We start from the raw sequence: 14,866 nt of genomic DNA, 5'->3' as shown, positions 1-14,866 counted from the left end.
GTCAATATTTTTTCTGGCAGATCTCTGATCTGTCTTTTCGTGCTGCCTTTTTTTAATAAATACTATCAGGAGTATGCTCGTTTATTTTCAAACATACTCCTGATTCCTTTTCATTATTCGATTAGCTTAATGACATTAGCCGTATGGGCTGTCCATTCATGTTCATTATGTTTTATCTGCTTTTTTTCCGAGTATGAAATTTGTCAGAAGCACAAGGTCGTTGAGTTTTACTTGTCCGTCGCCGTTCATGTCTGCCAGCTTATTGACCGTCTTGTCTGCTTCTGCACCGAGGACTTCACGACGCATTAGCACGAGGTCAAGTGAATCCGTTCTGTTATCGCCGTTAAGGTCGCCGATGACCGTCTTTTTCTGAGTTTTTGTTACTTCAGCGGGAGTATACTTCTCAACTGTTCCGTCCTTGTATGTAATGGTGATATCGAATTTGTCAACAGAAATATTGCCGACCGACTGCTCTGCGTCCGCAACTATGGCAAGCTCACTGAGAAGTCCGCATTTATTTCCGTTTTCCAAAGCCCTGTATTCTGCGATATGCTTCGTTATGTCTATCGTTCCGCTGAATGAAGCCGCGTCCTCTCCGTTTACGGGGGGCTCGTGCTCCATGCTCCAGTACTGACGGTCTACAGAGAGCTCGTCGTCGATATTGCTTACGAACAACTCATAACCGCTGTCGGAGAGCATTGAGTTGCTGTGAAGATCGTAGGTCTTTCCGTTATCGTCAATAGCGGAAAGCGGTGCGGAAGAGCCTGACCTTTTTTTCAGTGTCTCATCGTTTCCGAGGTAGGCAATGTCAATGTAGAACTCGTCCGTTTTCTCTTCTGTCGCAGGGAGTGTGCCGTATAAGTATACCGAGGTTTTGTCCTTGTCGACCTTGTATATCTCAACGGAATCGACAGTTACGCTGTAGTCTGCGGTGATGCTCTCAACATCTGCAAGGTCAAGACCGCTGCCGCCGAAACGTTTTCCGGCTTTTGCAAAGCAGGTCCCGCCGAGCTTGTTGTACCAGTCGAAGTCAAAAACGCCGTTTTCTTTTGACTTCAATGAAAAATCGCCCTCGCCGTAATAGCTTACCGAGTAATCATAGGGACCGTCGGGGAAATCAGTAACATCAAGGGAAATATCAGCTACAGATATCGAACTGCCTACATTTTCGGAGCAGAATACAAAGGAAGCAGACTCGATGGTTTCAGCCGAAAGTCCGAATTCTCCGAGAGCTTCAAAAACGTCTGTCATCGTGTGGATATTGTAGCATCTGTACGAGCTTTGGAGCTTGATCTTATTGCCGCTGTATTTATGATTGCCTGAGCGGTAGGAATAAGTGTCGCTGTCAAGATCGGTCAGCCAGTAATCGGTGTGCTTTTCTTCCTTATCGCCGTTCTTTATTGTGTAAGTAAAGGGATAGACGTTCATTTCTCTGTTGGTATCGGAAAAAAGTGTTTCACGAAGCTTTATGGTGTTACCGTCTGTCTTGCCTGCAGGCTTTGCAGTTATGCCCTTTTCGGCATACATCTCTTCAATCTTCTTTTCACTGAGAGCCAGTCCGGTATCAGCAAAGAACACTTTCTGTGCGTCGTTCAGTTCCATTTCAAGTATGCCGCTGAAACGGTTCTTATTGTCGTCTTCGCCCTTCAGAGTGAACTCATAGTCGCTCCTGAACATGATAACGTCGTTTTTTCCTATCTTTACAGGCTCTGTTATGAGTTCCTTCGTTATGGTGTTTGTGCCGTCAGGACAGGAGTAATCAAATTCCTTTGACTTTACGTCGTCGTGTATTTTTAGGTTGATCTTGCTTGGTCTGCATGACGAGCTGTAGGAATAGTTGTAACCGTCCTTTTCAAAGGTACCTCGGGTCTTTATCGGTTCGGTGTCTTCCTCTGCCTTTTCTGTTATTTCACAGCTGTTCAGCTTAACTTCGCCGCCAGAGCAGTATGACTCGATGTTGAATGAAAGCCTTTCGAGGTCGCCCACTCTTTTTCCTGCCTTTTCAAATGCGTCAAGATGTGCGCCTACGTCTATTGAACCCGAATAGTCGCTGTATTCGGTGACAGCTCCCCATGACTGATTGGTTTCATAACGGTCTTTCATCTTGCAGCCTCGGCGGACGCTGAAGTATCTGGCATAGTTGTATGAGCCGTCTATAGTGTGGTTTACGCCATTGTTGGTGTAAAGATCGTAGATATTGCCGTCCGACTCGAAGCTTCCCAGCGGAGTATAGTCATCTTTATGAGCTTCATTGTACCACGGAGGATTTTCTCCCCCGCCGTTATACCATTCCGGGTCAGAATCATAGTCTATGAGGAAGATCTCCGCAGGCGGATCGGATAATGTGCCGTAAGCGCATAAGTAAGTACACGCACCGTATGCGGAAGCATTCTGAACAGGTCCGAAATTGATGGAAACATCGTAGTTTACAATATAATTATTGGAAACGGGCTTATTCTTTATCAAACCCTTTGCGAAGAAGCAGTTTGACTGCGAATACCATGAGCCCAGCATGACGCCGTCCTCGTCAACGTCGAATTTGAGGTAGTCGTCGCTGTCAGACCAGTATTCGTAGTCATAGCCGCCCTTTGTGATTATGTGTTCGGCGCTTGCTATGAGCGGGACCGCCGGAACAGCTGAAACGAAGCATACTGCTGCGGCTGCTGCGGAAACAGCCCGTTTAAAACCTCTGAATGTCATAAAAACACCCCCACAGAAAATGAGAAATAATAAATAATGTCAGGATATAACTATCCATTATACTAATCTTATATCATTTCTCATAACAATACAAGTCGGATATTGTTGAAATTCAACATTTCTGAACTTTTATTGCTTTTGTGGGGGTGAATTTCAATTAAAGACCAAGAAGCTTTTTCTGCACTTCAAGGGCGTCGTTTGTGGTAAGTCCGTTATTGTCGGCGTCACCGTTCTTTATGCCCTGTGCGGTTATGCCTTTTGCGGCCTTTACACCGTATTTGTTGGGATTTGCAAGGGACTGCATTATCATTACCGCGTCGGACATATCGAGCTGTCCGTCGGCATTTGCGTCGCCCTCCATGCCGTTTATCAGGCAGGGACGGTTACAGTAGAATACCTCGGCTTTCAGGACTGCCAGTTCGGTGATAGTGCTCGGTATCCTGTAGCCTATGTTGTTGTCTGCAAGGTATTTTACCGCTTTATAGTATTCCGTCGGGTCGTTCTGACGGTTTTCGCCTATCCTGAAGACCAGTTCCGAATCGTTCTTTAAGAGATAGTCGATGTATGTATCGTCTGTGAGCTCCGAAGGGTCAAATGCGGCAAGCTTTTCGAGGAGCTCCTCTTCCGGAATGTCCTTTCCTTCGATGTAAATAGAGTTTTCGGACGAGAAGCCCGAGTAGTTCTTTGTATCCTCGTAGACTGCAAAATGCTCGTCAATGGAGATTACATTGCCGTAAGTCCTGAGCTTTTCGATTATTTTGTCCATGATCTCTTTCGAGGGGGAGTTCTTTATGCGGTAGATATTATCCTGCCTTGAAATACTCAGACTGTTGTAACCGTCAACCTTTATGTCAGCGAGTAGATCCTTTAACGGGAGCTCTGTGTCCTCTTTGACCTTAACGACGGTCTCGGCTCCCCTGACGTAGATGATATGTATCCTGCCGCTTTCGTCTATTTTGAATAGCTGCTTTTGGCCGACGGCGGAGAAAAGCTCGCTGCCGTAATGGCTGGAAAGATCGACATGGTTTCCGCAGAGCTTGTCGAATACTTCGTCCAAAGTTGCAGACTTGTATGCGGCTTCGAGTTCTTCATCGGGATTGTTCAGCTTGAAATTGAGCTGTGACAGTTCCTCTCCCTGAGCTTCTTCTTCGCCAGTCGGGTATGAAGGCTTTTTAACGACATCGTATTTCTTGCCGAGAGGGTATTCCTTGCTGCAGAAATATACCTCAGGCTCTGCCATTGCGAGGCAGGTCTGATAAGACAATGTTGAGTAGCTGAGACCGCTCTCATCAAGGTATTTGTAAAGGTCGTATATGGCAGATTTGTCGTTCATTTTGTTTATAAGGTCATAGTCGAACACAAAGTTGTATCTGTACCCTGTTTTACGCAGACGGTCAAGTGTATAACTGCTTGTGTCTTCTTTTGCGCCAAGCGGAGCGAGTTTCAGCAGGAGTTCTCCCATTGTCTCGTCGCTGAGCTTTGTCTTGCCGACATACACGCCTTCCAGACTTACATGGTTGGCGGTATCCTCGTATATTGCAAGATGTTCCTTTACCGAGACCACATTATCGCAGTCCGCAAGCTTGTTGAGCAGGAACTTCATTGCGTTTTCTTCGTCATTTTGATAGGGAGCCGTGACCGTTATACGGTAAAGATCTCCGTCCTTGTTTATCTCGGGCTTTTTTATGCCCATATCCACAGCCTCTGACATTATCTCCTCCACAGGGAGAGACGTATCCTCTTTGACCTTCACAACAGTCTCGGTATAGTAGCTGTCGATTTTATGTATCTTTCCGTTGTCTCCGATACAGCTGAAACTGCCTGAATGGTAGCTTACATCGTGGCTGTTGAGAAATACATAATTTCCGCAGAGCTCCGTCATTACTTCCTCAAGGGTGGCAGCCTCGTACTTCTCGTCATACTCCGACGGCCGAGCCCTTAACTTGTTTAATTCGGTCATTGATATTTTTTCACTCTGTATCTTTTCGTTTTCGGCGAAAACAGACGCAGGCAGCATTGAAGCTGTCATTCCTGCTGCTAAAATAAGCGATAAAAGCTTCTTTTTTATGTTATTCATAATGATACCTCCTCGTTTTTTACATGCAGCTGTTGTTTCCGAGCCGACACCTTTTTCAGCCCTTTACTAATTAGACGTAAAAAACTGCCTGAGCGTCGCAGTTTGTTGCAAAAAAAAATTTTTTATTGTATAATAGAAAAAAACTGCGACGCTGTAGTGTTTTTTTACGTCTAATTAATAGGAGAAAGGAGTATACCATGAAGAAAAACGGTGAAAGCAGCTACAGCCGTTTTCTTTCGGGGGATAAGTACGCACTGGACGAACTGATACGTGACTACAAGGACGGACTTATCTTTTACCTTTACAGCATAGTCGGCGATATCCATAAAGCTGAGGACTTTGCGATAGACACCTTTATCAAGCTCTACACTGACAGACCTGTGTTCCGCGGAAAAAGCGCATTCAGGACATGGCTCTACACCATTGGCAGAAATATAGCCTGCGACAATATGCGTAAAATGAAGCTGACAGAAATACCTCTCGAGAACGCTTACGGACTTTCGGAAGCCGCTTCGCTGGAGAAAGAATATATAAAAGATGAAGACAAGATAGTTCTGCACAGGAATATGCAGAAGCTCAGGCCCGAATACAGGCAGGTGCTTTATCTTATGTATATCGAGGGATTTGACCATGCGGAAACTGCGGATATAATGAAAAAATCAGGCAAACAGGTCAGGGACTTGCTTTACCGCGCTAAAAACGCGCTGAAAAAAGAGCTGGAAAAGGAGGGATTCGTTTATGAGGAGCTATAAGGAAATAGCCGATATCGTCAGGGAACAGGGCGACGCTATACTGGAAAGGCGAAAGATACGGGCTCAGCGTATAAAAAAGATATCATGCGCCGTTTCGGGACTTTGTGCGGCGGTGATAGTCGGCGTGGCTGTGTGGCATAACAGCTCGCTCAAAAAAGATCCCGGTTTCAGCGGAGACGATATCGTTACTTCCGCAGCTACCGAAGCTGTTACTGCAGAGACTTCGGCGGAGGTCACGACGACTGCTTCAACAGTACGGACTACGGCGGCAAAAACTACGGTATCCACAGTTAGAACAACTCAGACTGCAAGGACAACGACCGTGAGCAGCCCCCCGGTGTCGGTTACTGCTTCTGTGCGGACAACAGCGGCTGCAACGCAAAGCTCTGAAGTGAACAGGACAGAAGTTGTGACAAAGACGACACAGACTGCCGCCACGAACATTCACGTAACAACTTCTTCCGCTGTTCATAGCGGAAATACAGGCAAAGAGACCGTGTTCACCGGGACAACAACAGGGGTGAGCCCTGTTATGCCTGCGACAACGACTACACGGGATACTTCAATAATACAGGAGGGTGCAGTAATTACGTCGACTGCCTGTGTGACGGTTCCGACTATTATGACTACAGGCGCATCTGGGGCAACAGGTTCTGTCACAAGACCTGTTTACACGACGACAGACAGAATCGAGGCTTTCCGCACCTCGTACTGCACAGTTACGCTGAACAGTATCACCTATGAAAAGATGGACTCGCTTGTCCCCGAAAACTGGGTGGGGATCTATATCGGCAAGCCGAACGTTGATATTATCGTTTCCGATGAGACACAGTTCAGAATGCCGCTGGAGGTCTATGAGATAGCGGACGTTAGCGCCGTGGAGTCGGTCGCGGTAAGGCTGATGAAAACGGACGAGTATTATATTTTCAGGAATATTGACAGAAAAAAGATGACTTAAACGAATAGAACGATGTATTTGCAGCTGCCTGAGCTCCGCTTTTGCGGAGCTCAGAATGTTTTTTTGTATTTGTTTAAAATGAATATTTTCGCAAGATTTGACTTGCAATATTCGTCGAAATATTATAAAATATGTTCAGAGGCTGAGAAAAAGGACGGGACACAAAAGAGTATGACGGCTTTTGCGCCTTTTTCAGCCGAAAAAAGGATATTAAAATTTCTTTTCAGAAAGTGAGGAATGATCACAATGAACAAGAGCATTTTCAAAAAGCTCGTCAGCGTCGGCATAAGCGCCGCAATGCTGACCGCAGGCATACCGAATACAGGAACGGTCCTTGCTGCCGACCAGCAGGAACGCGGAAACATCGGCGGCTACGACTATGAAATGTGGAACCAGAACTACACGGGTCAGGTTTCAATGAACCCCGGTGCAGGCAATTTCACCTGTTCGTGGAGCGGTATCGAGAATTTCCTTGCTCGTATGGGCAAGAACTATGACAGTCAGAAGAAGAATTACAAGCAGATAGGCAGCAACATCGTACTTACCTACGATGTTGAGTACACGCCCCGCGGAAATTCCTATATGTGCGTATACGGCTGGACGAGAACTCCTCTCATGGAGTACTACATAGTTGAGGGCTGGGGCGACTGGCGTCCGCCCGGAGACGGCGCTGAGAGAAAGGGTACTGTAACTCTTGACGGAAACACATACGACATTGCCAAGACAATGCGCTATAATCAGCCTTCTCTTGACGGAACGGCTACCTTCCCGCAGTACTGGAGCATCAGGCAGAAAAGCGGTTCACAAAACAACACAACAAACTACATGAAGGGTATTATTCACGTAAGCAAGCACTTTGACGCATGGTCAAAGGCAGGTCTCGATATGTCGGGTACTCTTTACGAAGTATCGCTGAATATCGAGGGTTACAGATCGAACGGCTCGGCAAAGGTTAAGAGCATAACGGTTGATAATAATTTTATCGAAGGAGGAGATAATCCCGATTATGTAACAGATACGCCGAAGATACCTGATCCCGACGCAAACGGCGACTACTTCACATACGACTTTGAAAGCGGTGCAGGCGACTGGACAGGAAGAGGAAGCGCTTCTGTCAAGTCTGACAGCAAGAATTACTACGACGGAGCAAAGTCGATATACGTTTCGGGAAGGGAAAATGAGTGGAACGGCTGCGCTGTTGCACTGGATCCAAGTACATTTATACAGGGCGCAACATACAGTTTCAGTGCGGCAGTTCTTCAGAACTCCGGCAGCGCTGTAACTCTCCAAATGTCCCTGCAGCAGGGCGAAGGAAACAGCGCTTCATACACCAAGATCGCTGACTGTACGGCTAAGAGCGGCGAGTGGACAAAGCTTGAGAATGCGAAATTCACTATCCCAAGCGCCTCAGGCGATATGATACTTTATATCGAAACTCCCGAGGACTCCGGCGACCTCTGCGACTTCTGCATAGACGCAGTACAGATCTCGAAGGAAGGAAAGGCTTCGTCTGTTGTTACAGGTAAGGGCACGGTAGGCAGTTCGGCAGGAGAGCAGGGAAATAATGAGGAAAATGTTCCTGCGGCTTCTTCAAACCTTTCAAAGAACAGCACCATTAAGATAATGCCTGTTGGTGACTCTATCACCAACGGTGACGGCGAGCAGGGCGGCTACAGAAAGTACCTCTATGATGCTCTCAGGAAAATGGGCTATACAAAGATAGATATGGTAGGTCCAAACGGCAGGGACAGCGCTACTGCAAACGGTATCACCTATGATGACAACCATGCAGGATTCAGCGGCTATCAGATCAAGGAAGTTCCCGGCTGGGGACAGCAGCAGGGCGGCAAGGGCAGCCTGTACAATGAGCTCAAGAACAACAGCGCTGTCAAGAAAGCTTCTCCCGATATCATTCTCCTTATGATAGGTACGAATGACCTGACTGCAAACCGCTCAATGGACGCCTGTGCTTCAGACCTCCGCGCTGTACTGGATTATATGCTTTCGGAGATGCCTGCTGACGGAGTGATTTTCCTTGCTTCCGTTCCCGAGCACACAGCCTACGGTGGAAATGCTCAGGAGATCGCAAGCTACAACAGCACCGTCAAGAAGGTGGCTGAGGAGTATGCGTCCAAGAACGTAAGATTTGCAGATGTTCACGGCTGTCTTGACGGCATGAACGATATCAGCAGCGATCAGCTCCACCCCAACGGAACAGGCTATAAAAAGATAGGCAACTTCTGGGCAGACGTTATCGACAAGTATGTTTCTTCTGCACAGCCTGTTACTACAACTACGACAACAACAACCACCACTACAACCACTACCACGTCAACTACAACTACAACCACAACCACAACTACCACTTCGACAACAACTTCCACAACTCCTACAACAACGCCTATGGTCACAACACATGAGACCTATGAGTTCAAGAGCGTTGCAGCATATCCTGAAAAGACGGAATACACTGTCGGCGAAGATCTCGATATCAAGAGACTCATGATAAGTGCTTCAAAGAAGAATGCATCAGGCAGCAAGGCATACGATGAAACCTTCTTCAGCGTTGGAAAATTCACTGTTTCTGACGGTGGTAAAAACAGCGTGAGCGGCGACAAGTTCAATACTCTTCCTGCAGGCGAGTATACCGTAAGCTATGACGGAACAGTCGGCGATTATTACAGCTTCAATCTTTGCTATGATGTCAAGTTCTCCTACAAGGTAACTATCAAGGAGAAAGATGTAATTGACTATGTCCTCGGAGATGCAAACTGCGACGGCGGAATAGATATGGCAGACGCAGTTCTCATCATGCAGTCACTTGCAAATCCGAACAAGTACGGCGTAGGCGGCACTGACGAGCGCGCTCTCACAGAGCAGGGCAGGATGAACGCAGACGTTGATACAAGCTCAAAGGGTCTTACCTCAAACGACGCTCTTAAAATACAGCAGTTCCTCCTCGGACTGATAAAGAGCTTATGATCTGAGGATAAATAAAATAGCCGGAACATCATGTGATGTTACGGCTTTTTCTTTTATTTCATATTGCTTTTACTGCTTTATGAAGAAATTGCCTGCGCCTGCGTTATCCTTATTGTCTACCCAGATGATACCTGTTTCGGTACCCTCTTCGGAGATCTGGATGTAGCCTGTTCCGTCAAAATAATCGGTGCCGCTCATAACAGAACCGTCCTCTGCGGTAGTCATTGTGCTCTTGCAGCAGTTTTCATAGTTAAGCACCTGTCTGCCGTTGAACTCGCCTGTGAAGAACCACTCTTCAGTTACAGTATCAGACTTTTTGCGGGAGATATGTACATTGTAGAGCTTATCGTTCTTGCAGTCGATAGAAAGGGAGTTATTGCTGTCGTTCTTATCTTTGTACAGTCCCTCGAAAATGTCGTCGTGAAGTGAAGCTGTTGCGCTTTCAGCGTCGGCAGTTGTGTCCTCTTCACCGGCAGTTGTTGCAGCTTCAGTTGTATCTGCTTCTGTGGCCTTTTCTTCTTCTGCGTCTGTTGTTGTCTCGGCAGTTGTTTCCTCCTGAGCAGCTGTAGCTGAGGTAGTCTTTTCAGCTGTGCTGTCCTTTGCGGAATTGCTGTCAGCTTCGCCGCAGCCGCAGAGAAGCATTGTGAGTGCCATTGCAATTATCATTTTTCTTTTCATATTTATCGCTCCTGATATAATGTCATTGTTTTCCGTTAAAAACAGAAAACAGGTCATAATACTACTTTAATGACCTGTTATAATATATCACAACTGAAAGCGTATTTCAACTAAAAATCGGTTACAGAAAAAGAATTCGGCGTATTGACTATTTTAAGTCCAACAAGGCAAAAACACATAGATGATGTACATATATAAATATTAGGCATATGATATGTGAGCAATATGTATTATTTATACCCGAATACCACGAATGCATTTTCACTTTCATCGTATTCATAAGGGATATTGTATTTGCGGAATATCTGCATAAGCTCTTCCTTTTTGTCATAGCTTTCGGTTTCGGGGGGAAGCAGAGCTCCGCGGTGTCTGTATTCTGTGATAGTATGCTTTATTTTCAGCCATTGGATCTGAGCGGGATTCATATGCTCTATATCCTCATCGCCATAGAGTTCCCAGTATTCATCAGGAGCTTTTTCGTCGAATATGTTCTTGTACTGTATCTCGATATTTTTCATGTTTTCGTTCAGAGCTCCGAGAAGCTCGCGCCATTTGGTGTTGTTCATGCAGGAAACCGCTCCGTTTTGTTCAACAAAAGAAGTGATCCTTTCACTAAGAGTCTTTTTGCTGCTGAATTTGCCGTTTTCAATATCGTCTATAAGTCTCTGCATTTTTCTGAAAAGCGACTCGTCTGTTTTGGTAAAGGTATAGGTCGGCGATATTGGCTGCCCGTCTCTTATGACATGGTAATGGCCGGGATTACGGCGAAATTCCGACATTACAACTACAAAATGCACATTTCCTTTCCATTCTGCGTCAAAAACTGTTTCATAGCAGTTCCCTTTCTGCGGGCTGTTGGGAAGGATTACTCCGCTTCGTGTGTCAAGTACCTTCCGTAAGGTTTCATGCAGCATATTATCACCCATTTCTGTTAGTTCATTTGCTGGACGCTGAAATCATTATATCATATAAGCAAAATTATTTCAACTCGTTCGGACGGCTTGACACAGTATTGGGAATAAAAAGGTTCGCGATTTGTGAATATACACAGCACGATAACTCATTGATTGAGCATGATTGTACATAAAGCATAATATTTTCAACCTTTTGCGTTATTTTATGGGTTGCAGTCCGTCGGATTATAATATAAAATATAAGCGGATATTAAAATTTAAGGAGGAATCCATTATGAGAAGGAAATTCATCTCGCGAATGACATCATTTGGATTATCCGCTGCTTTAGCTTGCACTGCGGCAAGCTTTCCCGTATCCGATACCGCGGCAGCGGATAGCCCCGACATCAGGAACTTCACCCTTGCAGACGTCACCATGACTGACGAATACTGCACAAACGCATTCGATAAGGAGCTCAAATACCTGCTCTCATTTGACAACGACAGGCTCCTTGCAGGCTTCCGCGAAAACGCAGGTCTGAACACTAAGGGTGCAAAGCGCTACGGCGGCTGGGAAAACACCAATATCGCAGGTCACGCTGTAGGACATTACCTCACAGCTCTTGCACAGGCTTATCTCCACCCCGAGCTCAGCGACTCGCAGCGCAGGGAGATAAGTACGAAGATGTTCGCGCTTGTGGACGGTCTCCGCGAGTGCCAGAAGAACTCAAAGGGCAGGCAGGGCTTTGTGTGGGCGGCTGCTCACCCTAACGGAACGGGAGTAGAGGTGCAGTTCGACAATGTTGAAGTCGGCAAGGCGAACATCATCAACGAAGCATGGGTGCCGTGGTACACCATGCACAAGCTCATTGCGGGAATCGTAGATATCTATAACGCTACAGGCTACGAGCCTGCAAAGGAGCTGGGCTCGGGGCTCGGCGACTGGGTGTACAACCGCTGCAGGACGTGGAACGAGCAGAAGCACAATACCGTGCTTTCCATCGAATACGGCGGAATGAACGACTGCCTCTACGACCTGTACATGATAACCGGAAAGGACGAGCACGCAGCGGCTGCTCACTATTTCGATGAGACCAACCTGCATGAGGCTGTTTTAAAGGGCGGCGCAAACGTGCTCAACAATAAGCACGCAAATACTACTATCCCGAAGTTCCTCGGCGCTCTCAAGCGCTATATAGCTCTCGACGGCAGGACCGTCAATGGCGAAAAGGTCGATGCTTCACGCTATCTGAAATACGCTGAGGCTTTCTGGGACATGGTAGTCGCTCACCATACCTACATCACTGGCGGCAACAGCGAATGGGAGCATTTCGGTATGGACGATGTTCTCGACAAGGAGCGCACAAACTGCAACTGCGAGACCTGCAATTCCTACAATATGCTCAAGCTCAGCCGTGAGCTCTTTAAGATAACAGGCGACAGCAAGTACATGGACTTCTATGAGAATACATACTATAACTCCATACTTTCCTCACAGAATCCCGAAACAGGTATGACTACCTATTTTCAGCCTATGGCGACGGGATATTTCAAGGTCTACAGCTCCGAATTCGACCACTTCTGGTGCTGTACGGGAAGCGGTATGGAGAGCTTCACAAAGCTTGGCGACACCATATATATGCACAGCGACGACACGCTGTATGTCAATTTGTATCAGAGCTCGGTGCTTAACTGGGCTGACAGGGAAATGAAGATAACGCAGGAAAGCTCGATACCCGAGTCGGATACGGCTAAATTTACCATTGACGGCAGCGGAGCAGTTGATTTCCGCTTCCGTATCCCCGACTGGACAGCAGGCAAGATGAAGGTCAGCGTTGACGGCGAGGCTTACTCATACAAGACCGTAAACGGCTATGCTCAGGTAACCGGCGACTTCAGGACTGGAGACGTCATTGAGCTTACTATCCCCGAGACTGTAAAAGCATATGCTCTCCCTGACAAGAATACGGTCTACGGCTTCAAATACGGACCTGTAGTCCTCAGTGCTGAGCTGGGCAAGCAGAATATGGCAACAGGTTCAACGGGAATGTGGGTAACTATCCCCAAGGATAAGGTCACGCCTTCCGAGAATATACAGATATCAGACAATTCGTCCGTAAGCACATTTATGGCGAATATCGGCAGTCATCTCGTAAGGGACGGCTCGTCCATGAAGTTCACGCTCAAGGACACCGACCATACTCTCACTTTTTCGCCTCATTACAGGCAGTATCAGCAGAGATACGGCATTTACTGGAACTTTCAGAGCGACAACACAACAGTTGAACGGCCTTCACGCTGTAAAAAGACTGTTACCGATACGGTTCAGCCCGGTTACGGACAGTACGAGAACGATAACCTCCACGATATGCAGGAGGTAAATACTCAGGGAGTGACAGATGACAGTACCTACCGCTATGCAAAGAGCGGCGGATACTTCACATACCGCATGGCAATAGACAAGGAAGCGGACTACAACTATCTCACAGTAAAGTTCCGCAAGGCAGACAATAACAAGACCATACGCATAACTGCGGGGGATTCTGTTATCTACAGCGGAACTCTCAGCTACAAGGGCAGCGAGGACGTTTACGACGTGAACATCATGCTCCCGCAGGATATAATCGATAAGTATTCACAGCACGTAACTGCCGACGGAACAGAATACGATGTGGTAACAGTCGGCTTCTCCTCCGATAACGGCGGGGAGTCAGCAAAGGTCTGCGATTTCATCTATATGACTGCCGCAAGACCGCTTTATCAGTACGACAGCAGTATTGCCTACTTCGTTGACTGCGGCGACCATGATACCTATACCGTAACAGGTTCGGACAAGCTTGGCTTCTATAACAGCGTCACCGAGCAGATATACGGTTATGACGAGGTAACAGGCGCGGCGTGGGGACTCATCGACGACCCGACTGACCAGTACAACGGAAAGTCAAAGAGCGGCGGACTTTATACTGCAAATACATGGTGCGACGAGTACAACACCGCTGACGGAAGGGACAAGACGGCTTCATTCCGCTACACGAAAAATCAGTACGAAAACAATATGGACCGACGTATCTCCTACGGCTTTACCTTGCACCCCGGCAAATACTCCGTGGAGATCTGCTTCAGCGACCCGTGGAACTGTTCCACAAAGCCCTCCGTTTATACGAACTATGATTCCACTGTATCAAAGTGTATCATGGAGAACTGCGTGACCGACGGAAAGACGGCTTCAAAGGGCGAGATGACTGTTCCTGCAAACGGAGCCGTACAGCTCGATATCGTTTCAGCTGACAAGGCTATAAATGTGAACTACATAATTATCCGCGAGCTGGAAAGTGCTGAACTGCCGACTGTAACTACAGCGGCGACAACAACTGCAACTACCACTTCGACCACGACTGCGACAGAGCTGCCGAAGCCCACAAAGCCCGGCGACGCAAACTGCGACGGGGCAGTTGATATGTCCGACGCTGTGCTGATAATGCAGGCTCTTGCTAATCCCAACAAGTACGGCTCAGGCGGTACCGACAAGGGAGCTATCACTCAGCAGGGCTGCATAAATGCAGATGTCGACACTTCAAGCAGGGGAATTACCTCAGGCGACGCCCTCCGCATTCAGGAGTATCTCCTTCACAAGATCTCATCATTTGAATAAACAGGATCCTTCGGAAAAGCTTCGCCACTGCGGAGCTTTTCTGTTTATGCGCAAATGTTTTAACATAAGTGTGCTTTGTTCAAATATGAGAAGCTTTTCATGTGATAGGCAAAGTATCTTTTTATGCAGATTTACATAAAAATACTGATGAAATTAGTCTTAATGCTGTTTTTG

The 14,866-nt window shown here is 46.9% G+C and carries 8 protein-coding genes; 4 read left to right on the top strand and 4 right to left on the bottom strand.

Annotated features, from left to right (window positions below; all coding sequences use genetic code 11):
- Positions 1-165: 165 nt before the first annotated feature.
- Both IKW96_RS11120 and IKW96_RS11115 read right to left on the bottom strand, forming a co-directional pair.
- Positions 166-2,700: a glycoside hydrolase family 11 protein gene (locus tag IKW96_RS11120; protein ID WP_296574620.1), complete on the bottom strand. Its 2,535-nt coding sequence runs from the start codon at positions 2,698-2,700 to the stop codon at positions 166-168.
- A gap of 157 nt (positions 2,701-2,857) precedes the next feature.
- Positions 2,858-4,777 carry a dockerin type I repeat-containing protein gene (locus IKW96_RS11115; RefSeq protein ID WP_296574618.1) on the bottom strand — a complete coding sequence of 640 codons (1,920 nt, stop codon included), beginning with the start codon at positions 4,775-4,777 and terminating at the stop codon, positions 2,858-2,860.
- Positions 4,778-4,974: 197 nt separating this feature from the next.
- Here IKW96_RS11115 and IKW96_RS11110 point away from each other — a divergent pair, with 197 nt between their 5' ends.
- The 3 genes from IKW96_RS11110 to IKW96_RS11100 all read left to right on the top strand — a co-directional run bounded on the left by IKW96_RS11110 (position 4,975) and on the right by IKW96_RS11100 (position 9,469).
- Entirely contained in the window at positions 4,975-5,529 is a 555-nt protein-coding gene (locus IKW96_RS11110) for an RNA polymerase sigma factor (protein WP_296574615.1), read from the top strand.
- Positions 5,516-6,487 carry a hypothetical protein gene (locus IKW96_RS11105; RefSeq protein ID WP_296574612.1) on the top strand — a complete coding sequence of 324 codons (972 nt, stop codon included), beginning with the start codon at positions 5,516-5,518 and terminating at the stop codon, positions 6,485-6,487. The genes IKW96_RS11110 and IKW96_RS11105 overlap by 14 nt, the downstream gene beginning before the upstream one ends.
- 246 nt (positions 6,488-6,733) lie before the next feature.
- Positions 6,734-9,469 carry a glycoside hydrolase family 11 protein gene (locus IKW96_RS11100; protein ID WP_296574609.1) on the top strand — a complete coding sequence of 912 codons (2,736 nt, stop codon included), beginning with the start codon at positions 6,734-6,736 and terminating at the stop codon, positions 9,467-9,469.
- Positions 9,470-9,538: 69 nt separating this feature from the next.
- Here the strand turns inward: IKW96_RS11100 and IKW96_RS11095 are convergent, their stop codons facing one another.
- Together IKW96_RS11095 and IKW96_RS11090 are read right to left on the bottom strand one after the other, a co-directional pair.
- Entirely contained in the window at positions 9,539-10,147 is a 609-nt protein-coding gene (locus tag IKW96_RS11095) for a hypothetical protein (protein WP_296574607.1), read from the bottom strand.
- Positions 10,148-10,377: 230 nt separating this feature from the next.
- Complete coding sequence (locus IKW96_RS11090; RefSeq protein ID WP_296574603.1) at positions 10,378-11,061, bottom strand: DUF6678 family protein; 684 nt, start codon at positions 11,059-11,061, stop codon at positions 10,378-10,380.
- Positions 11,062-11,335: 274 nt separating this feature from the next.
- Between IKW96_RS11090 and IKW96_RS11085 the strand changes: the two genes are divergently transcribed.
- Entirely contained in the window at positions 11,336-14,692 is a 3,357-nt protein-coding gene (locus IKW96_RS11085) for a beta-L-arabinofuranosidase domain-containing protein (protein WP_296574601.1), read from the top strand.
- The last annotated feature ends 174 nt before the right edge of the window (positions 14,693-14,866 follow it).

Source organism: Ruminococcus sp. (genome assembly GCF_017549005.1).
Taxonomy (GTDB): domain Bacteria; phylum Bacillota; class Clostridia; order Oscillospirales; family Ruminococcaceae; genus Ruminococcus.
This window is presented reverse-complemented; position numbering and strand designations above follow the sequence as displayed.